Source organism: Actimicrobium sp. GrIS 1.19 (assembly GCF_035984655.1).
GTDB lineage: Bacteria > Pseudomonadota > Gammaproteobacteria > Burkholderiales > Burkholderiaceae_D > Actimicrobium.
The window spans coordinates 62520-84978 of record NZ_JAXCHT010000017.1 but is presented as its reverse complement, the minus strand read 5'-3'; the positions used below and the strand labels follow the sequence as shown (position 1 = coordinate 84978).

Below are 22459 nucleotides of genomic sequence, written 5' to 3'. Positions count from 1 at the left end.
CATGAAAAAATTTCTTGGGTTTCTGCGCTCCTGCGTCTATGGCCTGCTCGCGCTGATGGCAGTCTGCGGCGCCTTGTTCGGATATTTCATCTATTCACCCGATCCCGAACCGCCGCAAGTGTCTGGCACAGTGACCAAGGCGTCGATCGAGGTGGGTGAGCTGAAGCGTACTTACCGCACCTACCTTCCGAAGGACTTGCCGAAGGGTGGGCCGCTGCTCGTGGTAATGCATGGCTCGGGACAAAATGGCGCGCAAATTCGCCTCGAAACCGGGTACGGTTTTGATCGCCTTGCCGACCAACATCGCTTTGCCGTGGTCTACCCCGATGCCGGCTCGTCCGATTGGAACGACTGCAGCAAAATCGGCGACTTCACACTTAACGGACGCGAGGTTGACGATGTCAGATTCATGGTCGCTCTGGCGGACAAGCTGATCACTGAAATCGGTGTTGACCGGAATCGCGTGTTCGCGACGGGCGTATCGTCGGGCGGCTTCATGTCGATTCGGCTGGCACTGGAAGCGCCTTCCCGGTTTCGCGCGGTGGCGGCGGTCTCGGCAAATGTGCCGGCAGCGGAGAATTTCAAATGCAAGCCTGCGGGGCAGGGCAGTTCTGTCATGTTCATGAATGGCACCAAGGACCCGCTGGTACCATTCGCGGGTGGCGAGTCCAGTCTGTTTGGCCTGTTCTTCAAGGGCGGCAATGTCCAGTCTTCGCGCGAGTCAGGGCAATATTTTGCTGACATCAACAAGATCGGCGGCACACCCACCACGATCCCGGCGCCGTTGAGCGGCGACGATAACGCAAAGGTTGGGCACACGGTCTGGCGCAATGACGGCAACGTGGAAGTGGAGCTTGTGACCATTCAGGATGGCGGCCATGGTCTTCCGCAACCTTACTGGCGTCGTCCGCGCCTGCTGGGCCCATCACCGATGGCGCCGGACGGCGCGAAACTGATCTGGGATTTCTTCGAACGACAAAGGCCATGATGTTAGCAACGACGTGTTTCGGGTCCTTGATGTGCCGGCTATCTGTAGCGGCAAGCGTTCACCCGGAACAGATCGTTATCGCCACTGATTGATTTCTACCCTCGACTAATATTTGGACGCGTCCTCATGCACATTGCCATCCTCACCTTCGATGCCTTTAACGAGCTGGATTCCTTCATCGCCCTGGGCGTCCTGAATCGCATCAAAAAACCCGGCTGGCGCGTAACGCTGGCCAGTCCTGCACAGACAGTAACGTCAATGAATGGTGTCGTCATCCAGTCGCAATCAACCCTTGCAGAGGCGTCCGAGGCTGACGTGGTACTGGTCGGCAGCGGCATGAAAACGCGTGAAATCGTTGCTGACGAGACCGTGCTGTCCCAACTTAACCTCGACCCGACCAGGCAACTGATTGGTGCACAGTGCTCCGGAACGCTGTTGCTTGCCAAATTGGGTCTGTTAAGCGGCGTGCCGGCGTGCACTGACCTGACGACCAAGCCCTGGGTTATCGAAGCGGGCGTCGACGTGTTGAACCAGCCGTTCTTTGCAAAAGGCAATGTGGCGACAGCTGGTGGATGCTTCGCGTCGCAATATCTGGCCGCCTGGGTTATTGCACGGACCGAAGGCGAGGAGGCAGCAAAAAGCGCGCTTCACTATGTCGCTCCTGTTGGCGAAAAGGACGAATACGTTGCCCGCGCGATGGCCAACATCCGTCCCTATCTATAGGGCTGACGCGCAATGATCGCCGCGCTTGACGCGCGCTGGTAGCGCTATCGGCCCCATTTTCTGAACCTGCCATCGACCAACATCATGACACCTTCACCCGTCTTCATCGTGCAAGCGCAGCTCGACGCATACAATACAAAAGATATCGATGCGCTGCTGCGAACCTATGCGCCAGACGCCGAACAATTCACTTTGCATGGCGACTGCATCGCGCGTGGACACGAACAGCTTCGCGCGCGCTTTCTGGTGCGATTCGACGAGCCTGACCTGCATGCGCGGTTGCTGTCACGTGTCGTAGTCGGCAACGTTGTCACCGATTCGGAAATCATCACCCGCAATTTTCCCGAAGGGCTCGGCACGATTGAAATGCTCTGTATCTACGAAGTTGTGGATGGCTATATTCAGCGGGCGTCGTTTTCGACGGGGGAGAAAAGGATTTTCACGTCGGTTGGTGTGATTTGAGCGTGCCGCAAAAGTGGCGCGTTTTCACGGGCGGCTGCGCCTTCCAGCAGCGTCCTCCCTGCCAGCCTGAGGGATTGAAAGTCGAAAAAAAGCCAACCCGAAGGTTGGCTTTTTTGCGCTGACCAATGTTCAGTCGCGTGAGCCGCCGAAAATGCCCAGCAGCGACAGCAAATTGGCAAAGATGTTGTACACGTCGATATAAATCTTCAATGTCGCGGTGATGTAATTGGTTTCGCCGCCATTGAGCACCTGCTGCACGTCATACAGGATATACGCCGAGAAAATCCCGATCGCCAGCACGGAAACGACCAGGTACAGCGCCGGCATCTGCAGGAAAATGTTGGCAACGGCAGCCAGCAAGATCACCAGCATACCTGCGAACAGCCAGCGGCCCATTCCTGAAAAGTCGCGTTTCGAGACGGTTGCCACGGTTGCCATCACGCCCAGAATGCTTGCCGTGCCGCCGAACGCGGTCATGACCAGCGTGCCACCATTCGAGTAGCCCAGCGTATGACCGATCAGGCGTGACAGCATCAGGCCCATGAAGAACGTAAAGCCGAGCAGCACCGCCACGCCCCAGCCTGAATCCTTGGTTTTTTCGATCGCATAGAAGAAGCCGAATGCGATCGCCATGAACGCCATGAAGCCGACGAACGGACTGCCGGCAAAAAAGGTGAAGTTGAACTGAACGCCCAGCCAGGCGCCAAGGATCGACGGGATCATTGACAGCGCCAACAGCCAGTAAGTGTTGCGCAAGACGCGGTGGCCGGCAGCCTGGGCCAGTTCGCCGGTCACATAGGTATTGCCAAATTGTTGATTCATGGTGCCTCCGTAAAAAATGCAATGTGATGATTTGTGCAACAACACGGTCAGGTTACCGCATGCGGGCCGAATAATCTGCCGCGTCAACGCCGTGCCGACCGACATTAGACTCCCTGACTGCTGTAGTGCAACCGTCAGTGGTCTTATTTGGGGTCTTTCATGCTAAAATCAAAGGTTCATCGGATTATCAATATTCCCACTTAACCCTTTCATTTTATTGGAGTTTTTACATATGGCAACCGAACGCACCTTGTCAATTATCAAGCCAGACGCAGTTGCAAAAAACGTCATTGGTCAAATTTACACCCGTTTTGAAAATGCCGGTCTGAAAATCATTGCTTCCCGCATGATGCATTTGTCCCGTGCCGAGGCCGAAGGTTTCTACGCCGTGCATGCTGCGCGTCCGTTTTTCAAGGATCTGGTTGATTTCATGATCTCCGGTCCTGTTGTCGTGCAAGTCCTGGAAGGCGAAAACGCCGTTGCCAAGCATCGTGACCTGCTCGGCGCCACCGATCCGAAGAAAGCTGACAAGGGCACGATTCGCGCCGATTTCGCTGATTCGATCGATGCCAATGCAGTTCATGGCTCGGATGCGACTGAAACCGCACTGGTCGAAATCGCGTATTTCTTCGCTGCGCTGAACGTGTATTCCCGATAATAGAACAGTGCCAGTCGGCACGCTGCCATGATGGCGCGTGCAGACCGGCGATAACACCGCAAGGCTAATGATGGCACTCACCAATTTGCTGGACCTCGATCCTGCGCAGTTGATCGCATATTGCGGTGAACTGGGTGAGAAGCCGTTTCGCGCCAAACAATTACAACGCTGGATCCACCAATTCGGCGCCAGCGATTTTTCTGCCATGACCGATCTGGCCAAGTCGTTGCGCGACAAGCTGTCAACGCGTGCAGTGGTGGCATCACCTGCCGTGATAAGCGACCATACCTCGACCGACGGCACGCGCAAATGGCTGCTCGATGTCGGCCAGGGCAATGCAGTCGAAGCCGTGTTCATTCCGGAAGAAAATCGTGGCACGCTGTGCATTTCGACGCAGGCGGGCTGCGCAGTCAATTGCCGGTTCTGTTCCACCGGCAAGCAAGGATTCAATCGTAACCTGACGGTCGGTGAAATCATCGGCCAGCTGTGGATGGCCGAATTCGAATTGCGCAAGACCAAAGGCATCGAACCCGGCCCGAAAGGCGAACGCCAGATTACCAACGTCGTCATGATGGGCATGGGTGAGCCGCTGCTCAATTACGAGCCGACAGTCACCGCCCTCAAGCTCATGCTGGATGACAATGCGTATGGACTGTCGCGCCGCCGCGTCACGCTGTCGACGTCAGGCGTCGTGCCGATGATCGACAAGCTGGGGCAGGATTGCGCGGTGGCGCTGGCGGTCTCGCTGCACGCCTCCAACGACGCATTGCGCGACAGCCTGGTGCCGCTCAACAAGAAGTATCCGCTCAAGGAATTGATGGCGGCATGCCTGCGCTATCTGCCGTACGCGCCGCGTGATTTTGTCACTTTCGAATATTGCATGCTTGATGGCGTCAACGACACCGAGCAGCATGCCCGCGAACTGGTGGCACTGGTGCGCCACGGGGCCGAGCCGGTGCCGTGCAAATTCAACCTGATTCCATTCAACCCGTTTCCCGAATCCGGCTTGACCCGATCCAATAATCCGCAGATCAAGGCATTCGCCCAGATCCTGATGGATGCAGGTATCGTGACCACCATTCGCAAGACGCGCGGCGACGATATTGATGCTGCCTGCGGCCAGTTGGCCGGCGAAGTGCAGGATCGGACCAAGGTACAGGAGCGCATGCAAAAAATGGCGGAGTATCAACAAAAATTCGGCAAGGACTTCGGTCGGCTGGTGGAGATCGCCTCGTGACATACGTGTTGAAAATAGCTGCAATGCTGAGCGCCGGCCTGATGGCCGCAGCGCTGTCCGGATGTGCAAGCAAGGGCGCTTCTGCGCCACTAGCCGGGGCGCAAACCGAACTGGCGACCACCTCGGATCAAACCAGCGCGCAGCGCCGCGGCCAGATCCGGCTTGAGCTGGCCATCGGTTACTACGAGCAGCGGCAGATGGCGGTAGCGCTGGATGAGCTCAAGCAAGCCCTGCAAGCCGACCCTAACCTGGCCGATGCGTATAGCGTGCGCGCGCTGATTTACATGGATATGGGCGAAACCAAGCTGGCCGATGACAATTTTCTCAGTGCCATCCGGCTGGCGCCAAACAATGCCGATTTCACCAGCAACTACGGCTGGTTCCTTTGCCAGAACGGGCGCGTGCAGGAATCGATCACGTATTTCGAGACGACCCTCAAGAGCCCCAGCTATCAGTATCCATCCAAGACCCTCAACAACGCCGGATTGTGCAGCCTGAAGCTGGGCAACGAGGCCGCCGCCGAGAAGTATTTCCGGCAGGCGTTCCAGTTTGATCCGAACAATGCGTCGGCCGGTGTCAATCTGGCGAAAATGCATTACGGGCGCGGTCAATACGAGCAGGCCAGGTTCTATACAGGCCGTCTGCTCAAGGCCGATGTCTTCAGCGCCGAAGTGCTCTGGCTGTCGATCAAGATTGAACACAAGATGGGCGATCGGGCTGCTGAAAGCAGCCTGGCCACCCAGTTGCGGCGCCGGTATCCAGGCTCGCAGGAATTTGCAGCGTATCAGCGCGGGGCTTTTGATGAGTGAAGATGGCGTGATGCCGCCGGTGGCGCCTGTCACCGAGTCGGCCGACAATAGCGTGCCACAGAGCATGACCCCGGGTACCCAGATGTCGCGCGAACGTCAGGCGCGCGGCTGGTCGGTGGCAGACGTCGCCAACCAGCTCAATCTCGCCCCGCGCCAGATTCAGGCGATCGAAGACGATAACCTTGCCGCATTGCCAGGAACGGCAAGTGCGCGCGGCTTTGTGCGGGCCTATGCCAAGCTGTTGAAAATCGACCCGGTGCCGTTGCTGGCCATGATGCCTGCCGACGCCGTGGCGGCCAGCCACGCGATGCCGGCACGGCGCGCCATGGCGCCAGCGCATTTCTCCGATACGCGTCTGACGTCGAGCAATCACCATCGCATTTCGTCGGGCTGGTATTCGGTATTGCTGCTGGTGGTGGTCGGCACCGGCATCGGCGTGGCAGCGCAACGGTTTGGCATGTTGCCACCGGATCTGGAGTCGGCTCTGGCCAAGGCATCGTCGGTGTTTGCGTCGATTCGTCCGCAGGTCGCCGAACAGGCGACGGAATCGACGCCGACGGTCACGGAAAACGTCGACGTGGTGCCAGAGCCGGAGCGCAAACCGCTGGTCAGTCCGGTCGCCGTGCCGGCGCCCGCCGTGACAGTGCCATCCGTGGCAGCGCCGCTGGCGGTGACTCCGACCGCACCCCTGTCGACGCCTGCTGCCGCGAGCACGGCCGATGCGAACAATAACCAGCTGGTGCTCAATCTGCGCGCCGATTCCTGGATCGAAGTGCGTGGAACCGGCAAAAGTGCGGTCGCATCGAAGCTGTATCACGCCGGCACCACCGAGACCTTCACCATTTCCGAACCGGTGACGCTGGTGGTCGGCAATGCCTCCGGCGTGGACGCAACGCTGCGCGGCCAGCCACTGCCACTGCAATCCGCCGCAAAGAACAACGTTGCCCGAATCAGTGTGAAATGACCATGAAACCAATGCCCGTTTGTTTGCCGATCGCATCCGGACCGTCCGTGCGACGCACTGCCCGCCAGGTGGTAATTCGCCATGGCGAGCGCGCCGTGCTGGTCGGCGGTGACGCCCCGATCGTGGTGCAATCGATGACCAATACCGACACCGCCGACGCGATCGGCACGGCGATCCAGATCAAGGAACTGGCGCGTGCCGGTTCGGAGCTGGTACGCATCACGGTCAACAATGCCGAGGCCGCTGCCGCCGTCGCACCGATTCGCGAACAGCTCGATCGCATGGGTATCGATGTGCCGCTGGTGGGCGATTTCCATTACAACGGTCACACGCTGCTCAATGCCTATCCCGACTGCGCCCGCGCGCTGTCCAAATACCGCATCAATCCGGGCAATGTCGGACAGGGCGCCAAGCGCGACACCCAGTTCGCGCAGATGATCGAAGTCGCCTGCAGGTACGACAAGCCGGTGCGCATCGGGGTCAACTGGGGCAGCCTGGACCAGGCGCTGCTGGCCCGCATCATGGACGAGAATGCCGGGCGCGCCGAACCATGGGCGGCGCAGGCTGTCATGTACGAAGCACTGGTGACGTCGGCCATCGACAATGCCGTGCGGGCCGAGGAACTCGGTCTGGGGCGCGACAAGATCATCCTGTCCTGCAAGGTCTCCGGCGTGCAGGACCTCATCGCGGTGTATCGCGAACTGGCCCGGCGCTGCGACTACCCGTTGCATCTCGGCCTGACCGAAGCCGGCATGGGCAGCAAGGGCATCGTCGCCTCGACGGCGGCCCTGTCGGTGCTGCTGCAGGAAGGCATCGGCGACACCATCCGCATTTCGCTGACGCCCGAACCCGGCGGCGACCGCACCCGCGAAGTCATTGTCGGACAAGAAATCCTGCAGACCATGGGCATGCGCAAATTCACGCCGATGGTGATTGCCTGCCCGGGCTGCGGACGCACCACCTCGACCACCTTTCAGGAACTGGCCGACAGCATCCAGACCTACCTGCGCGATCAGATGCCGACCTGGAAACTCGCCTATCCGGGCGTCGAGGCCATGAATGTCGCCGTGATGGGCTGCATCGTCAACGGCCCTGGTGAATCCAAGCATGCCAATATCGGCATCAGCCTGCCCGGAACCGGCGAAACACCGGCGGCGCCGGTCTTCGTCGATGGCGAAAAAACCGTCACGTTGCGCGGCGACCGCATTTCCGAAGAATTCCAGGCCATCGTGCTGGATTATGTTCAAAGCCATTACGGCAAAACCACCGCACCGGCCTGAGGCCGAGGCACACCAGGTTCACCATGTCAGAAAATAAAAAAGCAGAAAAAATCGCCGGCGTGAAAGGCATGAACGATGTCTTGCCAGCCGATGCCGGCTTGTGGGAATTATTTGAAAACACGATTCAGGCCGTGCTCAAGAGCTACGGCTTCCAGCAGATCCGCACGCCGATCGTCGAGTCGACCGCGTTGTTCGCACGCGGCCTCGGCGCCGTCACCGATATCGTCGAAAAGGAAATGTACTCGTTCGCCGATTCGATGAACGGCGACCTGCTTACGCTGCGTCCGGAAAGCACCGCCGGCGTGGTGCGCGCCGTGATCGAACACAATCTGACCTATGAAGGTCCCAAGCGGCTCTGGTACAGCGGCCCGATGTTTCGCCACGAACGCCCGCAGCGCGGCCGTTATCGTCAGTTTCATCAGGTCGGCGCCGAGGCGGTGGGCTTTACCGGGCCGGACATCGATGCCGAACTGATCATGATGTGCCAGCGCATGTGGGACGATCTCGGTCTCGACAACATCAAGCTGGAGCTCAATTCGATTGGCGACGCCGACGAGCGCAAGCGCCATCGTGCCGATCTGATTGCGTATTTCGAACAGCATCTGGATGTCCTTGACGAGGATGCCAAACGGCGCCTGCATACCAACCCGCTGCGCATTCTCGACACCAAGAACCCGGCCATGCAGGACATGGTCAACGCCGCACCGCAATTGCTGGCCTATCTGGGCGAGGAATCACTGGCGCATTTCGAGGGCGTGCAAACCATCCTGCGTCACAATAACGTGCCGTTCACCATCAATCCGCGCCTGGTGCGCGGCATGGATTACTACAACCGCACCGTGTTCGAATGGGTCACCGATCAACTGGGTTCGCAGGGCACCGTGTGTGCCGGCGGACGCTATGACACGCTGTTCGACATGTTCGGTGGCAAACCAACGCCATCGTGCGGCTTTGCGATGGGGATCGAGCGTTTGCTGGAGCTGATGAAAGCCAGCGGCGAACAGTTCGCCGCCAGCCGATGCGACGTCTATGTCGTGCATCAGGGCGCCGCCGCGCAGCTCAAGGCGTCGGTCGTTGCAGAACGATTGCGTGATGCCGGACTCGACGTTGTGCTACATTGCGCGTCGGCCAGCGCCAGCGGCAGCTTCAAGGCGCAAATGAAACGGGCCGACGCCAGTGGCGCAGCCTACGCGGTGATCCTCGGCGAAGACGAGGTCGCCGGCGACCTTGCGACCGTCAAGGCATTGCGTGCAACACCGGGCGAGGGCCATCAGCATAGTCAGGCATCGGTTCCGTTTGACAGCGTGGCCGACTATCTGGTCGATCAAATCATCGGCGACGACGATGGCGCCGAACACATTCACTATCACCACTAACAGAGTCGACATGGCATACGATCACGCAGAACAGGAACAATTGGCCAGCCTCACGGCCTGGTGGAAGCAATACGGCAACCTGGTGACATGGGCCCTGACGATTGCGCTGGCCGGGTATGCAGCCTGGTCAGGCTGGAATTACTATCAGCGCACCCAGTCGATGCAGGCGTCGCAGCTGTATAACGAATTGCAGAACGGTGTCACGGCCAAGGACAACGCCAAGGTGCAACGTGCCGCGTCCGACATGCAGGAGCGCTTCGCTCGCACCGGTTATGCGCAGATGAGTGGCCTGGTTGCCGCCAAATCGGCATTCGACGCCGGCGACATGAAGGCTGCCAAAGCGCAGCTGCAATGGGTCATCGACAAGGGCGCCGACGAGGAATTCAAGGCGCTGGCGAAGATCCGCCTGGCCGGCATTCTGCTCGACGAAAAAGCCTATGACGAGGGTCTGAAGGTGCTGGCCGGCGAGTTCCCGGCGCAATTCGCTGTCGACGTGGCTGATCGCAAAGGCGATTTGCTAATGGCACAGAACAAACTGCCGGAAGCGCGCGCCGCCTGGCAGCTGGCGCTCGACAAGGCAGAAAAGAAAAACCCCGGCCGTCAACTGATTCAATTGAAACTCGATGCCATTGGCGCTGCGGTCAAGGCGGCAGGCTGATTCTGTTGTCAGGCAGCCCGCCAACCGGGTCTGCCGCAGCGTGGTCAGGCCTGACCATCCATCGCGCGTAGCGTCATTCGGTAAAAGGAAAAAAATGCAAAGTGCAGTCAAATTCGCAGGCGCCCTGATTCTCGTGGCAATCGCCGGATGCTCGTCCTTGAATCCGTTCAGCAAGGACGAACCGAAAAATCCGCCTGCCGCGCTGGTCGAATTCAAGTCGACGCTGGCCGTACGCACCGCATGGACCGCTTCGGTCGGCAAGTCCGGCGCATTCCTGTTCGCGCCAGCTGCCGCCGGCAACAGCGTGTTCGCCGCGGCCGCTGACGGCACGATCGCGCGCTTTGATGCCACCTCCGGCGCGCTGGCCTGGCGCATCAACGCAGGTTCGCCATTGACGGCCGGTGTCGGCACGGATGGAAAAACCGTCGCTGTAGCCGGCGAAAAAGGCAGCGTGCTGGCCTTTGACGGTGATGGCAAGCTGCTCTGGAAGGCGCAGACTTCCAGCGAAGTGTTGTCGTCGCCGGCAGTGACTGGCGAACTGGTCATCGTGCGCAGCATCGACAACCGCATCAGTGCCTTCGACATTGCCACCGGCACGCGACGCTGGTTCCTGCAGCGCACCACGCCTGCGCTGACGCTGCGCTCGGCGCCCGGCATCGTGACCTCGTCAACGGCTGCCTACGCGGCCATGCCGGGTGGTCGCCTGTTGGCCATGACGCTCAATAACGGCGCGCCATTGTGGGAAGTCGCCGTTGGCGATCCGCGCGGCGCAACCGAACTCGAGCGGGTCACCGACACCTCCGGCAATCCGGTGCTGATCGGCCGCGAGATTTGCGCGGTCGCCTACCAGGGACGCGTCGCCTGTTTTGAGACCGCCAGCGGCACGGTGCGCTGGTCCAAGGAATGGTCCAGCGATGTCGGCATTGGCGCGGACGAACGTTTCATTTTTGCTGCCAACGAGGCAGGTGTGCTGGCCGCGTTCGGCCGCGATGGCGGCACCAGCGTCTGGCGTAACGACAAACTGGCGCATCGACGCCTGTCTGCGCCGATCTCGTTTGGCCGTGCCGTCGCCGTTGGCGATGGTCAGGGTTTTGTGCATTTTCTGTCGCGTGAAGACGGCGCTTTCATGGCGCGTGTCGCCACCGATGGCAGCCCGATTCTGGCGACACCGATCGTGGTCGCCGACCGCGTGATTTTTCAAACTCAAGCAGGAGCATTGGTCGCGCTGGCGGCCGAGTAAAACTATTTAATGAAGCCGGTAATTGCACTCGTGGGCCGACCGAACGTCGGCAAATCCACCTTATTCAACAGAATGACCCGCTCGCGCGACGCGCTCGTCGCCGACTTGCCTGGTCTGACCCGCGACCGCCATTATGGCGAGGGGCGCATGGGCGAACGTCCTTTCCTGGTCATCGACACCGGTGGTTTTGAACCGGTCGCCAAGGAGGGCATCATGCACGAGATGGCCAAGCAGACCCGCCAGGCCGTCGCGGAAGCCGACATGGTGATCTTCATCGTCGATGGCCGCCAGGGCATGACGCCGCACGACAAGACCATCACCGACTTCCTGCGCAAGTCCGGCCGTTCGGTGATGCTGGTCGTGAACAAGGCCGAGGGCATGCGCTACAGCGCCGTGACGGCCGACTTCTATGAGCTTGGCCTGGGGGACCCGTATGTGATCTCGGCGGCGCATGGCGACGGCGTGATGGATCTGGTTGAAGAGGCGCTGAACCTGGCGCTGGGACAAAAGCCGGTCGAGGAAGAAGAAGTCGTCGCCGATCTTGGCAAGAGCATCAAGATCGCCATCGTCGGTCGCCCGAATGTCGGCAAGTCGACCCTGGTCAACACCCTGCTCGGTGAAGAACGCGTCATCGCCTTCGACATGCCGGGCACGACGCGGGACTCGATCGAGATTCCGTTCGAGCGCGCCGGCCAGCAATACACGCTGATCGACACCGCCGGTATTCGGCGTCGCGGCAAGGTCTTCGAGGCGATCGAGAAATTTTCGGTGGTCAAGACCCTGCAGTCGATTTCAGAAGCCAACGTCGTGCTCCTGCTGCTCGATGCGCAACAGGATATCTCCGAGCAGGATGCGCATATTGCCGGCTTTATTCTTGAATCGGGCCGGGCGCTGGTGGTCGGTGTCAACAAGTGGGATGGCCTGACCAGCAGTCGGCGCGACGAGATCAAGATCGATCTCGACCGCAAACTCGACTTCCTGTCGTTCGCCAAATTTCATTACATCTCGGCGCTCAAGGCGACCGGCGTGGACCAGTTGATGAAGTCGATCAATTCCGCCTACGCCGCAGCGATGAGTGACCTGTCGACACCGAAACTCACGCGTGCCCTGATCGAGGCGGTGGAGCATCAGCAGCCTCGTCGCAAGGGGTCGATCCGGCCGAAGCTGCGCTATGCCCATCAGGGTGGCATGAATCCGCCAATCGTGGTCATTCACGGCAATTCGCTCGATGCGATCGACGACAACTACAAACGCTTTCTCGAAAAGCATTTTCGGGAAACTTTTTCGTTGGTGGGCACTCCACTGCGTATCGAATTTCGATCGGGAAAAAATCCGTTTTCCCGGCATGAAAAATAAGCGTCCGTGCCAGGGTATCCGGTCTGACGGGAAGGTGTTGCACCGTGGCTACGGAAACTTTCCCATCGAGAAATTTGTGACATCCGGCATTCCAGCCAAAGGCCATTTGAGGCGTTCGACATTGCGGGCTACGCTGATGGCGACAAAACCAAAAATGGATTACATTCGTTTAACATTGGTTTCGCAGGCCTTGAAAAATCATCAAGCTGCCTCCAACTCCTGATCACAACAACACAATGGAGCTGTCATGAGCAACAAAGGGCAATTGTTACAAGACCCATTTTTGAATGCCTTAAGAAAAGAGCATGTTCCCGTCTCGATCTATCTGGTCAACGGAATCAAGCTTCAAGGTCATATCGAATCGTTTGATCAATACGTCGTCCTGCTGCGCAATACCGTCACCCAGATGGTCTACAAGCATGCAATCTCCACCGTTGTTCCAGCCCGTGCCGTGAATCTGAATCTTGAAGCCGAAGCAGAGTGATTCAATGTGCGACTCAATCCTGATGCGGCGCGCCTGATATGCGTGCTGCATTGGTGGGTGTTGATTTCGGCAAGGGCGATTTTCTTGCCAGTCTCGAAGAACTTTCCTTGCTGGCGAAGTCAGCGGGAGCGGTTCCTGTCATTACGGTCACGGCCAAGCGCAGCAGTCCCGATGCAGCGTTTTTTGTTGGCTCCGGCAAAGCCAATGAAATTGGCGACATCGTTGCCGACAACGAGCTGGAAATCGTCATTTTCAATCACGCGCTTTCACCCGCGCAGCAGCGCAATCTCGAACGTCACCTGAAGGTACGGGTGGTCGACCGTACCAGCCTGATTCTCGATATCTTTGCGCAGCGCGCCCAGAGTCACGTCGGCAAGGTGCAGGTTGAGTTGGCACAGCTGCAGCATCTGGCCACCCGCCTGATTCGTGGCTGGACCCATCTGGAACGTCAAAAGGGCGGCATTGGCCTGCGCGGTCCGGGCGAGACGCAACTTGAGACCGACCGCCGCCTGCTGGGCGAGCGCGTCAAGGCATTGCGTGCCAAGCTCGACAAGCTGCAGCGCCAGCATGCCACCCAGCGTCGTGCGCGCGGACGCGGGCAGGTGTTCTCCATCTCATTGGTGGGCTACACCAATGCCGGAAAATCAACCCTGTTCAACAACATGTGCAAAGCCAACGTCTACGCGGCCGACCAATTGTTCGCCACGCTAGACACGACATCGCGGCGGGTCTACCTCGGCGAGGACGCCGGCAATGTCGTGCTGTCCGATACCGTCGGCTTCATTCGCGAGCTGCCGCATCAGCTGGTCGCCGCGTTTCGCGCCACGCTGGAGGAAACCATTCACGCTGATTTGCTGCTGCATGTCGTCGATGCCGCCAGCCCCAGCAGGATGGAGCAGATCGAACAGGTCAATCGGGTTCTGAAAGAAATCGGCGCCGACCATATTCCGCAAATTCTGGTGTGGAACAAGATCGATGCTGCGGGTCTGGAGCCGGGCTTGGAACGCGATGAGTATGATAAAATCCGGCGGGTTTACCTTAGTGCGCGTGATGGCATTGGCATCGATTTTCTGCGTGGCGCGATTGGTGAATTCGCGCAATCGAGCCGCGCTGCCGTGCCCGACGAACCGGTTCTGGTTTTGCCCTGTGATGTGCCGGTGTGACCGGCAACATCATTCTGTCTTTAACCCACTTCTAACGCCGGATCAAAACCGCATGCTTGTTTCTCTTTTGAAAAGACTTGGCTTGAAATTCTCGCTCAACGATCCACGTTGGGGACGGGGCGCGGATGATAACAAGCAAAACCAGAATGGCAATCAGGATGGCAAACGGCCGCCCGAAGGCCCGCCGGATCTCGAGCAGTTGTGGCGTGACTTCAACGCCCGTCTGAACCGCTTGCTGAGTGGCAAAAAGAATGGCAACGGCGGTGGATCCGATTCCGGCGGCGGCTTTCGCCCTGACATGCGCGGCGCGGGCTTTGGCGTTGGCATCATGGCTGCGGTCGCCTTTTTTCTTTGGCTGGTCAGCGGCTTCTTCATTGTTCAGGAAGGCCAGACTGGCGTTGTGATGACATTTGGCAAGTACAGCCACATGACACCGGCCGGATTCAACTGGCGCTGGCCGGCGCCGATCCAGGCACATGAAATCGTCAACGTTTCGTCGGTGCGCACCGTCGAAGTCGGCTACCGCGGCAGTGCGCGCAACAAGCAACCGCAAGAATCGCTGATGCTGACCGATGACGAAAACATCATCGACATTCAGTTTGCCGTGCAATACAAGCTCAAGGACGCCGCCGCCTGGCTGTTCAACAACCGTGATCAGGAAGAATTGATCAAGCAGGTTGCTGAGAGCTCGATTCGTGAAATCGTCGGACGCAGCAAGATGGACTTCGTGCTGTACGAAGGTCGTGAAAAGGTCGCGCTCGACGTCAATCAATTGATGCAACGGATACTCGACCGCTACAAGTCGGGTGTGCAGGTGACCAACGTCACGATGCAGGGCGTGCAGCCGCCGGAGCAGGTACAGACCGCCTTCGACGACGCCGTCAAAGCCGGGCAGGATCGTGAACGCCAGAAGAACGAAGGCCAGGCGTATGCCAATGATGTGATTCCGAAGGCGCGCGGTGCGGCGTCCCGCTTGTTGCAGGAAGCCGAGGGATACAAGGCGCGCGTGGTGGCCAATGCAGAAGGTGACGCGTCGCGTTTCAAGCAGGTGCTGGGTGAATATCAAAAAGCCCCGGCCGTCACGCGCGACCGGATGTATCTGGAAACCATGCAACAAATTTTCGCAAGCACCACCAAGATCATGATCGATGCAAAAGCCGGGAACAATCTGCTTTATCTGCCGCTTGACAAGCTGATTTCGCAGACCAACGGGGTCGAGCCCGCTGCAAAACCCGCCGCGGCGGCGCCTGGCGCCAGCCCGGCAATCGACCCGTTGCAGGCACTTGAGCTGCAACATCAACGTGATGCGCGCAGCCGCGATAGTCGCGACGGTCGTGATCGGGAGGTGCGCTGATGAACCGCCTGATCTCCCTCGTGATTGCCGCACTCGCCGTGTTGTTTGTGCTGAGCTCAACCATTTTTGTCGTCTCGCAGCGGCAGTACGCGATTGTGTTTGCGTTCGGCGAAGTCAAGCAGGTCATCGACACTCCCGGCCTGCATTTCAAATTGCCGCAACCGTTTCAGAACGTGCTGTTCCTCGACAAGCGCATTCTGACGCTCGATACGCCTGACTCGGATCGCTTCATCACGGCCGAAAAGAAAAACATCCTGGTCGATGCCTTCATCAAATGGCGCATCGTCGAACCGAAGCTGTATTTCGTCAGTTTCGGCGGTGACGAACGGCGCGCCCTGGATCGTATGTCGCAAATCGTCAAGGCTGCGCTCAACGATGAAATTACCAAGCGCACCGTGCGCGAAGTGATCTCCGGCGAACGTGGCAAGGTGATGGACGCGATTCGCAAGAAGGTCGAAGAAGAGGCCAAGGAGATCGGCGTCGAGATCGTCGATGTGCGCCTCAAGCGGGTCGACTATGTCGAGCAGATCAATGCGTCGGTGTATGACAGGATGAAGGCCGAACGCGCACGCGTGGCCAACGAACTGCGTTCGACCGGCTCGGCCGAGTCCGAAAAGATTCGCGCCGACGCGGATCGCCAGCGCACCGTGATCCTGGCTGAAGCGTATCGCGATGCAGAGAATCTGCGTGGCGAGGGCGATGCCAAGGCATCGGCGATTTATGCATCGGCGTTTGGCCAAAATCCCGAGTTCTACAAGTTCTACCGGAGTCTGGAAGCCTATCGCGCCAGTTTCCGTACACGCAATGACGTGCTGGTGGTCGATCCGAACACCGAGTTTTTCAAGTACTTCAAGAGCCCGACGCTACCTGCAGGCGGTAGCCCGAAAAAATAAAGGTCTTTGTCTGGCGGTCGACGGCAATGTCGTCGACCGCCGGGCCATTCCTGAAGGATGTCGTCGTACCAGGCGCAGTGTTTTCGATCCGGTGGTTGCGGATCTCGGACCATGCGCCGTGTGCGGCGACTGCTTGCGTTTGGTTTGCATTCATCGGTCCGCCGATTTTCTGATTCTTTGAGTTTTCCTCCATGCCCAATTGGCTTCTCCCTGAAAACATCGCTGACGTTTTGCCGTCCGAGGCGCGCAAAATCGAAGAGCTTCGACGCCTGATGCTGGACAATTTCCAGCGTTATGGTTACGAACTGGTGATGCCACCGATGCTCGAATACCTGGAGTCATTGCTCAATGGCGCCGGCGCCGACACCGATCTGCGTACCTTCAAACTGGTTGACCAGCTTTCCGGCCGCACCATGGGGCTACGCTCCGACATGACCACGCAGGTGGCGCGCATCGATGCCCATTTGCTCAACCGAACATCCGTCACGCGGCTGTGTTACGCGGGCAGCGTGCTGCATACCCGTCCCGTGGGACTGCACGCGACCCGTGAGCCGCTGCAGATCGGCGCCGAAATCTACGGGCACGCCGGTCTCGAAGCCGATGCCGAGATTCAGGAACTGGCGCTGGCGTCCCTTGCTCTGGCAGGGATTTCGGCGGTGCGGCTTGACCTGTGCCACGTCGGCATCGTGCGCGCCATCATTGCAGACGACCCAACTGCGCGGGCGAGCGAAGCGACCTTGTTTGCACTGCTCAAAGCCAAGGATGTGCCGGGCCTGCGCGAATTGACCGCGCGCTTCGGTATCCTCGCGCGCAGTGCCATCCTGGCCTTGCCCGATCTGTACGGCGATGCCACCACGCTGGTGCGCGCCCGCGCCGCCTTGCCCGCTTTGCCGGGCATTGTGTCGGCACTGGATGACCTGGAGGTGCTGGTCAGGCTTGCCGGTGACGCCGACGTGACGATCGACCTGGCCGACCTGCGCGGCTACCAGTACGAGAGTGGCGCCATGTTCGCGCTGTACGTGGCAGGCTTGCCCAATGCGGTGGCGCGTGGCGGTCGTTACGACCATGTCGGCGAGGCGTTTGGCCGCGCCCGGCCGGCCACCGGATTCTCGATGGACTTGCGCGAGCTGGCCCGGCTGCTGCCCGGCGCTGCACCCAAGAGCGCCATTCGGGCGCCGTGGGGAACTGACGCGGCACTGCGTTCAACCATCGTGGCGCTGCGCCATGCAGGCGAGGTGGTGATTCAACATCTGCCTGGCCACGAAAATGATCAAGAGGAGTTCGACTGCGACCGCGCACTCGTGCTCGATAACGGCAACTGGATTCTCAAAAAGTTAGGTTAAGCGATGACTCAGCAAAAGATGGCAAGAAACGTAGTCGTGATCGGCACCCAGTGGGGCGATGAGGGCAAGGGCAAGATTGTCGACTGGTTGACCGATCATGCGCAGGGCGTGGTGCGGTTTCAGGGCGGTCACAATGCCGGCCACACGCTGGTGATCGGCGGCAAGAAGACGGCATTGCAACTGATCCCGTCCGGCATCATGCGGGCCGGCGTGGCCTGTTATATCGGCAATGGCGTGGTGCTCTCGGTGCCCGACTTGCTGCGCGAGATCGACAAGCTGCAAGCCGTCGGCGTTGAAGTCGAATCGCGCCTGAAGGTATCGGAAGCCTGTCCGGTCATCCTGCCGTACCACACCGCACTGGATTGCGCGCGTGAAGCGGCACGCGGCGTCGACAAGATCGGGACCACCTGCAAGGGTATCGGTCCGGCCTATGAGGACAAGGTTGCGCGTCGCGCCATTCGCGTCGCCGATCTGCTCAATGAAAAGCGCTTCGCCGAAAAGCTGCGTGAAAATCTCGACTTCCACAACTTCGTCCTGACCGAATACCTGAAAGCGCCTGCGGTCGACTTCCAGCAAACCTTTGACGCCGCACTGCGCGATGTGCCGCGTCTGGCGCCAATGGCGACCGATGTCTCCAGCGCGCTGTATGCCGCCTACAAGGGTGGCGCGAACCTGCTGTTCGAGGGCGCGCAAGGCAGCTTGCTCGACGTCGATCATGGCACCTATCCGTTCGTCACCTCCAGCAACTGCGTCGCCGGCAATGCCGCCGCCGGCAGTGGCGTGGGTCCGAACATGCTGCACTACATCCTCGGCATTACCAAGGCCTACACCACGCGTGTCGGCAGCGGTCCGTTTCCGTCCGAGCTGGCCACCGACGAAGGCGTCGGCCAGCACCTGTCGGCGGTCGGCCACGAGTTCGGCACCGTCACGGGCCGGCCACGTCGCTGCGGCTGGTTCGATGCCGCCTTGCTGCGCCGGTCGGTGCAAATCAATGGCGTCTCCGGCATGTGCCTGACCAAGCTGGATGTGCTGGATGGACTGACGTCGTTGAAGCTGTGCACCGGTTATACGCTTGATGGCAAGCACATCGATATCTTCCCGGTCGGCGCCGAAGACGCCGGTCGTTGCGTACCAATCTACGAGGAAATGCCAGGCTGGAGCGAAGCCACCGTCGGCGCCAAATCGCTCGACGCACTACCGGCCAATGCGCGCGCCTACATCAAGCGCATCGAGGAACTGGTAGGCGTGCCCATCGACATGATTTCGACCGGTCCGGATCGCGAAGAAACGATCGTGCTGCGGCACCCGTTCAAGTAAGCATGTCGGCCCTGTCGTCCGCTGGCGGGTCGGACGACGCCCACCTGTGGGTGTCGTGGGACGACTATCACCGGGCGATCGAACGGCTGGCCCTGATGGTGCATGAGTCAGGCTGGAAGTTCGATCAGGTGTTGTGTCTGGCGCGCGGCGGCTTGCGGCCGGGCGATGCGTTCTCGCGCATCTTCGATGTGCCGCTGGCGATCCTGTCGACCAGTTCCTATCGTGAGGACGGCGGCACGCGGCAAGGCGAACTCGACATCGGCGAATTCATTGCGATGAGCAGGGGATCGCTGGGCGGCAAGGTATTGCTGATCGATGACCTGGTGGATTCCGGCGTCACGCTGGAGCGCATCCAGCGCCATCTGAAGTCCAGCTATCCGGCGATCACCGAAGTCAAGTCAGCCGTCATCTGGTGCAAGGCCTGTTCGACAATCCGGCCGGATTTCTATGTCGAGTACCTGGCCACCAATCCCTGGATTCATCAGCCGTTCGAAGAATATGACGGCCTGCGCCCGCATCAGTTGCATGCGTGGCTCAAGCGGGGCGAACCAACCTGATCCACTTATTTTTGGACAAAAAAAACCCGCTGACGAATCAGCGGGTTTTCAAGAAAGGCTTGGTGCCCACGGAGGGACTCGAACCCCCACATCCGAAGACACATGGACCTGAACCATGCGCGTCTACCAATTCCGCCACGTGGGCCTTCCGAAAGAAAGCGATTATAGCGGAAACGCAGTTGCTGTCAAAGGCAGATTTGCCTCTGGCATCAAATATCCGGTGCAATAGGTTAAACTCGCCAAGTCCGTTACACTGCCGCAGGAGAAATTGAAGTCCGCTGCGTCAACCTGCGACGATCCTGCCAGAGTGCCGACAACCTCTACCGAACACCCCCTATAACTAACTGACATACCATTTGAGCCAATATTCCTACACCATTCCCAGCCGCGAGGAAATTCTCGGCATCCTGCGTACCGCTTCCGAGCCGCAAAATGCCAACTCGATCGCCGCTGCGCTGAACGTCAAGCCCGATGAAATCGACGGCCTGATGCGACGCCTGAACGCCATGGAGCGCGACGGACAGATCAAGCCCGACCGCGCCGGCGTCTATCAACTTTCCAACAGCACCAGTTTCATCGAAGGCCGCGTGTCGAGCCATCGCGATGGCTACGGTTTCCTGATCCCGGACGATGGCGGCGACGACATCTTCCTGCCGGAAAAGGAAATGCAAAAAGTGCTGCACGGTGACCGGGTCCAGGCCCGCATCATCGGCACCGACCGCCGCGGTCGCCCCGAGGGCACCATCGTTGAAGTCGTCAGCCGCGCCAACAGCCACGTCATCGGGCGTCTGCTCAATGAAAACGGGGTCTGGGTGGTCGCGCCTGAAGACAAGCGCATTAGCCAGGACATCATGCTGTCGGGCTCGCCCGGCAAGGCAAAGAGCGGCCAGGTGGTTAGCGTCGAATTGACCGAACAGCCGTCGCGCTTCAGTCAACCGGTCGGCAAGATCGTCGAAGTGCTCGGCGATATCGATGACCCCGGCATGGAAATCGAAATTGCCGTACGCAAGTTCGGTGTGCCACATGAGTTTTCCGAGGCAGCCAAGAAGGCCGCCGCCAAATTGCCCGGCGAAGTGCGCGAGATCGATCTGGCCGACCGCGTCGACCTGCGCGATGTGCCGCTGGTCACGATTGATGGCGCGGACGCACGCGATTTCGACGATGCCGTCTATTGCGAGCCGATCAAGATCGGTCGCGCCGATGGCTATCGGCTGATCGTCGCGATCGCCGACGTCAGCCATTACGTCAAACCCAACGAACCACTCGATGTCGACGCACTGGAACGCAGCACCTCGGTGTATTTCCCGCGCCGGGTGATCCCGATGCTGCCGGAGAAGCTGTCGAACGGGCTGTGCTCGCTCAATCCCGGCGTGGATCGTCTGACACTCGTGTGCGACGCCGTCATCACCGCCAAGGGCGAGATCAAGGCGTACCAGTTCTATCCGGCCGTGATTCATTCGGCCGCACGGCTGACCTACGACGAAGTCGCGACCATCCTTGCCAACACCAAGGGCACCGATGCCGCCAAGCGTCCGGCGCTGGTGCCGCACTTGCTGCACCTGCATGAGGTCTATCACGCGCTGCTGAAAGCGCGACACGTGCGCGGTGCAATCGACTTCGAAACCACCGAAACCTACATCGTCTGCAATGCCAACGGCAAGATCGAACAGATCCTGCCGCGCACCCGCAACGATGCCCACAAGCTGATCGAAGAATGCATGCTGGCGGCCAACGTGTGCGCCGCCGATCTGCTGGAGCGGCACAAGCAGCCCAGCCTGTATCGCGTGCATGCGACACCGACCAAGGAAAAGCTCAATCAGGTCCGCACCTTCCTCAAGCAGGTCGGTTTGAACCTGGGCGGCGGCGACAAACCGTCGGCCTCCGACTATGCCGAGCTGATGCCAAAGGTCAAGGCGCGTCCCGATGCCTTGCTGCTGCAAACCATGCTGTTGCGTTCGATGCAGCAGGCGGTCTACAGTCCCGAGAATATCGGCCACTTCGGTTTGTCGTACGAAGCCTATGCCCACTTCACCAGCCCGATCCGGCGTTATCCGGATTTGCTCACGCATCGCGCGATCAAGGCGATCCTGCTCGGCAAACGCTACGAGCCGAAAGGCATCGACACCAGCCTGCTGAACAGCACCGTATCGAACGCCGCGCGCAAGCAGGCGGTCAAGGACAAGGCCGAAGGCAAGCAGAAGAAGGAAGGCGACCTGACCATCTGGGATGCGCTGGGCGTGCATTGCTCGGCCAACGAACGACGCGCCGATGAAGCCTCGCGCGATGTCGAAGCCTGGCTCAAGTGCTACTTCATTCGCGACAAGCTGGGTGAAGAATTCACCGGCACCATTTCTGGCGTGGCAACGTTTGGTATTTTCGTGCAGCTCGACAGCCTGTTCATCGAAGGCCTGGTGCATGTCACTGACCTCGGCGCCGATTTTTTCCAGTACGACGAAGCGCGTCACGAACTGCGCGGCGAGCGCACCGGCATCCGCTACCAGCTGACCGATCGCGTGACGGTGCAGGTCAGCCGCGTCGATCTCGATGCGCGCAAGATCGATCTGCGCCTGGTCACGGAACCGGGTATCAAGACCGTCCTCAAGAACGAGGCACGGCGGGCCGACGGCGAACACCAGGCACGGGAACAGAAGGCTGGCGCGAACGACTCGGTCGATGAAAAAGCGGCGCGTCGGGCCAAATCCACATCAACCACTCCGGCAAAAGAATCGCGCGCGCCAAAGGCGTTCGCAAAAGCAGGCAAGAAGAAACGATAAG

At 59.6% G+C, this 22459-nt stretch carries 21 protein-coding genes and 1 tRNA gene; 20 read left to right on the top strand and 2 right to left on the bottom strand.

Going from position 1 to position 22459, the window contains the following annotated elements; genetic code table 11:
• The first annotated feature begins 1 nt into the window (after position 1).
• From RCH09_RS13100 to RCH09_RS13090, 3 genes are all read left to right on the top strand, one after another.
• On the top strand, positions 2-988 hold the full coding sequence (locus RCH09_RS13100) for an alpha/beta hydrolase family esterase (protein WP_326941551.1): 987 nt from the start codon (positions 2-4) through the stop codon (positions 986-988).
• Positions 989-1114: 126 nt separating this feature from the next.
• Entirely contained in the window at positions 1115-1711 is a 597-nt protein-coding gene (locus RCH09_RS13095) for a DJ-1/PfpI family protein (protein ID WP_326941550.1), read from the top strand.
• Between the two features lie 84 nt (positions 1712-1795).
• A complete protein-coding gene (locus tag RCH09_RS13090; protein WP_326941549.1) occupies positions 1796-2173 on the top strand; it encodes a nuclear transport factor 2 family protein in 378 nt (125 codons plus the stop codon).
• A gap of 129 nt (positions 2174-2302) precedes the next feature.
• On the opposite strand, the gene RCH09_RS13085 is transcribed toward RCH09_RS13090, so the two are convergent.
• Positions 2303-2995, bottom strand: a complete 693-nt coding sequence (locus RCH09_RS13085; protein ID WP_326941548.1) for a Bax inhibitor-1/YccA family protein — start codon at positions 2993-2995, stop codon at positions 2303-2305.
• Positions 2996-3227: 232 nt separating this feature from the next.
• On the opposite strand from RCH09_RS13085, the gene ndk reads away from it, so the two are divergent.
• From ndk to RCH09_RS13005, 16 genes are all read left to right on the top strand, one after another.
• On the top strand, positions 3228-3653 hold the full coding sequence (ndk, locus tag RCH09_RS13080) for a nucleoside-diphosphate kinase (protein ID WP_326941547.1): 426 nt from the start codon (positions 3228-3230) through the stop codon (positions 3651-3653).
• A gap of 67 nt (positions 3654-3720) precedes the next feature.
• On the top strand, positions 3721-4890 hold the full coding sequence (rlmN, locus tag RCH09_RS13075) for a 23S rRNA (adenine(2503)-C(2))-methyltransferase RlmN (RefSeq protein ID WP_326941546.1): 1170 nt from the start codon (positions 3721-3723) through the stop codon (positions 4888-4890).
• A complete protein-coding gene (gene pilW / locus RCH09_RS13070) occupies positions 4887-5699 on the top strand; it encodes a type IV pilus biogenesis/stability protein PilW (RefSeq protein ID WP_326941545.1) in 813 nt (270 codons plus the stop codon). Before rlmN ends, pilW begins: the two co-directional genes overlap by 4 nt.
• Entirely contained in the window at positions 5692-6663 is a 972-nt protein-coding gene (locus RCH09_RS13065; RefSeq protein WP_326941544.1) for a RodZ domain-containing protein, read from the top strand. Before pilW ends, RCH09_RS13065 begins: the two co-directional genes overlap by 8 nt.
• An 11-nt stretch (positions 6664-6674) precedes the next feature.
• Positions 6675-7943 carry a flavodoxin-dependent (E)-4-hydroxy-3-methylbut-2-enyl-diphosphate synthase gene (gene ispG, locus RCH09_RS13060; RefSeq protein ID WP_326941563.1) on the top strand — a complete coding sequence of 423 codons (1269 nt, stop codon included), beginning with the start codon at positions 6675-6677 and terminating at the stop codon, positions 7941-7943.
• 23 nt (positions 7944-7966) lie between these two features.
• The gene (gene hisS, locus RCH09_RS13055) at positions 7967-9319 is read left to right on the top strand and encodes a histidine--tRNA ligase (protein WP_326941543.1); all 1353 of its coding nucleotides are present in this window, start codon (positions 7967-7969) and stop codon (positions 9317-9319) included.
• A 10-nt stretch (positions 9320-9329) separates the two neighbouring features.
• Complete coding sequence (locus tag RCH09_RS13050) at positions 9330-9977, top strand: tetratricopeptide repeat protein (protein WP_326941542.1); 648 nt, start codon at positions 9330-9332, stop codon at positions 9975-9977.
• A 94-nt stretch (positions 9978-10071) separates the two neighbouring features.
• Positions 10072-11217 (top strand): outer membrane protein assembly factor BamB, encoded by a 1146-nt coding sequence (gene bamB, locus RCH09_RS13045; protein ID WP_326941541.1) that lies wholly within the window; start codon positions 10072-10074, stop codon positions 11215-11217.
• A gap of 9 nt (positions 11218-11226) precedes the next feature.
• Positions 11227-12573 carry a ribosome biogenesis GTPase Der gene (gene der, locus RCH09_RS13040; RefSeq protein ID WP_326941540.1) on the top strand — a complete coding sequence of 449 codons (1347 nt, stop codon included), beginning with the start codon at positions 11227-11229 and terminating at the stop codon, positions 12571-12573.
• Positions 12574-12820: 247 nt separating this feature from the next.
• Positions 12821-13057 carry an RNA chaperone Hfq gene (hfq, locus tag RCH09_RS13035; protein ID WP_061539949.1) on the top strand — a complete coding sequence of 79 codons (237 nt, stop codon included), beginning with the start codon at positions 12821-12823 and terminating at the stop codon, positions 13055-13057.
• Between the two features lie 38 nt (positions 13058-13095).
• A complete protein-coding gene (gene hflX / locus RCH09_RS13030) occupies positions 13096-14220 on the top strand; it encodes a GTPase HflX (protein WP_326941538.1) in 1125 nt (374 codons plus the stop codon).
• Positions 14221-14272: 52 nt separating this feature from the next.
• Complete coding sequence (gene hflK / locus RCH09_RS13025; RefSeq protein ID WP_326941537.1) at positions 14273-15574, top strand: FtsH protease activity modulator HflK; 1302 nt, start codon at positions 14273-14275, stop codon at positions 15572-15574.
• A complete protein-coding gene (hflC, locus tag RCH09_RS13020; RefSeq protein WP_326941536.1) occupies positions 15574-16467 on the top strand; it encodes a protease modulator HflC in 894 nt (297 codons plus the stop codon). The genes hflK and hflC overlap by 1 nt, the downstream gene beginning before the upstream one ends.
• 191 nt (positions 16468-16658) lie before the next feature.
• On the top strand, positions 16659-17810 hold the full coding sequence (locus tag RCH09_RS13015; RefSeq protein WP_326941535.1) for an ATP phosphoribosyltransferase regulatory subunit: 1152 nt from the start codon (positions 16659-16661) through the stop codon (positions 17808-17810).
• Between the two features lie 18 nt (positions 17811-17828).
• Positions 17829-19127 carry an adenylosuccinate synthase gene (locus RCH09_RS13010; protein WP_326941534.1) on the top strand — a complete coding sequence of 433 codons (1299 nt, stop codon included), beginning with the start codon at positions 17829-17831 and terminating at the stop codon, positions 19125-19127.
• 2 nt (positions 19128-19129) lie between these two features.
• Entirely contained in the window at positions 19130-19684 is a 555-nt protein-coding gene (locus RCH09_RS13005; protein ID WP_326941533.1) for a phosphoribosyltransferase, read from the top strand.
• Between the two features lie 60 nt (positions 19685-19744).
• Here the strand turns inward: RCH09_RS13005 and RCH09_RS13000 are convergent.
• Positions 19745-19829: transfer RNA gene (locus RCH09_RS13000), tRNA-Leu, on the bottom strand.
• Positions 19830-20040: 211 nt separating this feature from the next.
• Between RCH09_RS13000 and rnr the strand changes: the two genes are divergently transcribed.
• A complete protein-coding gene (gene rnr / locus RCH09_RS12995) occupies positions 20041-22458 on the top strand; it encodes a ribonuclease R (RefSeq protein ID WP_326941532.1) in 2418 nt (805 codons plus the stop codon).
• Position 22459: the final 1 nt, after the last annotated feature.

Coding starts and splice junctions, on each gene's coding strand:
- RCH09_RS13100 (WP_326941551.1), top strand. CDS start 2: ATGAAAAAATTTCTTGGGTTTCTGCGCTCCTGCGTCTATGGCCTGCTC.
- RCH09_RS13095 (WP_326941550.1), top strand. CDS start 1,115: ATGCACATTGCCATCCTCACCTTCGATGCCTTTAACGAGCTGGATTCC.
- RCH09_RS13090 (WP_326941549.1), top strand. CDS start 1,796: ATGACACCTTCACCCGTCTTCATCGTGCAAGCGCAGCTCGACGCATAC.
- RCH09_RS13085 (WP_326941548.1), bottom strand. CDS start 2,995: ATGAATCAACAATTTGGCAATACCTATGTGACCGGCGAACTGGCCCAG.
- ndk (WP_326941547.1), top strand. CDS start 3,228: ATGGCAACCGAACGCACCTTGTCAATTATCAAGCCAGACGCAGTTGCA.
- rlmN (WP_326941546.1), top strand. CDS start 3,721: ATGATGGCACTCACCAATTTGCTGGACCTCGATCCTGCGCAGTTGATC.
- RCH09_RS13065 (WP_326941544.1), top strand. CDS start 5,692: ATGAGTGAAGATGGCGTGATGCCGCCGGTGGCGCCTGTCACCGAGTCG.
- ispG (WP_326941563.1), top strand. CDS start 6,675: ATGCCCGTTTGTTTGCCGATCGCATCCGGACCGTCCGTGCGACGCACT.
- hisS (WP_326941543.1), top strand. CDS start 7,967: ATGTCAGAAAATAAAAAAGCAGAAAAAATCGCCGGCGTGAAAGGCATG.
- RCH09_RS13050 (WP_326941542.1), top strand. CDS start 9,330: ATGGCATACGATCACGCAGAACAGGAACAATTGGCCAGCCTCACGGCC.
- bamB (WP_326941541.1), top strand. CDS start 10,072: ATGCAAAGTGCAGTCAAATTCGCAGGCGCCCTGATTCTCGTGGCAATC.
- der (WP_326941540.1), top strand. CDS start 11,227: ATGAAGCCGGTAATTGCACTCGTGGGCCGACCGAACGTCGGCAAATCC.
- hfq (WP_061539949.1), top strand. CDS start 12,821: ATGAGCAACAAAGGGCAATTGTTACAAGACCCATTTTTGAATGCCTTA.
- hflX (WP_326941538.1), top strand. CDS start 13,096: ATGCGTGCTGCATTGGTGGGTGTTGATTTCGGCAAGGGCGATTTTCTT.
- hflK (WP_326941537.1), top strand. CDS start 14,273: ATGCTTGTTTCTCTTTTGAAAAGACTTGGCTTGAAATTCTCGCTCAAC.
- hflC (WP_326941536.1), top strand. CDS start 15,574: ATGAACCGCCTGATCTCCCTCGTGATTGCCGCACTCGCCGTGTTGTTT.
- RCH09_RS13015 (WP_326941535.1), top strand. CDS start 16,659: ATGCCCAATTGGCTTCTCCCTGAAAACATCGCTGACGTTTTGCCGTCC.
- RCH09_RS13010 (WP_326941534.1), top strand. CDS start 17,829: ATGGCAAGAAACGTAGTCGTGATCGGCACCCAGTGGGGCGATGAGGGC.
- RCH09_RS13005 (WP_326941533.1), top strand. CDS start 19,130: ATGTCGGCCCTGTCGTCCGCTGGCGGGTCGGACGACGCCCACCTGTGG.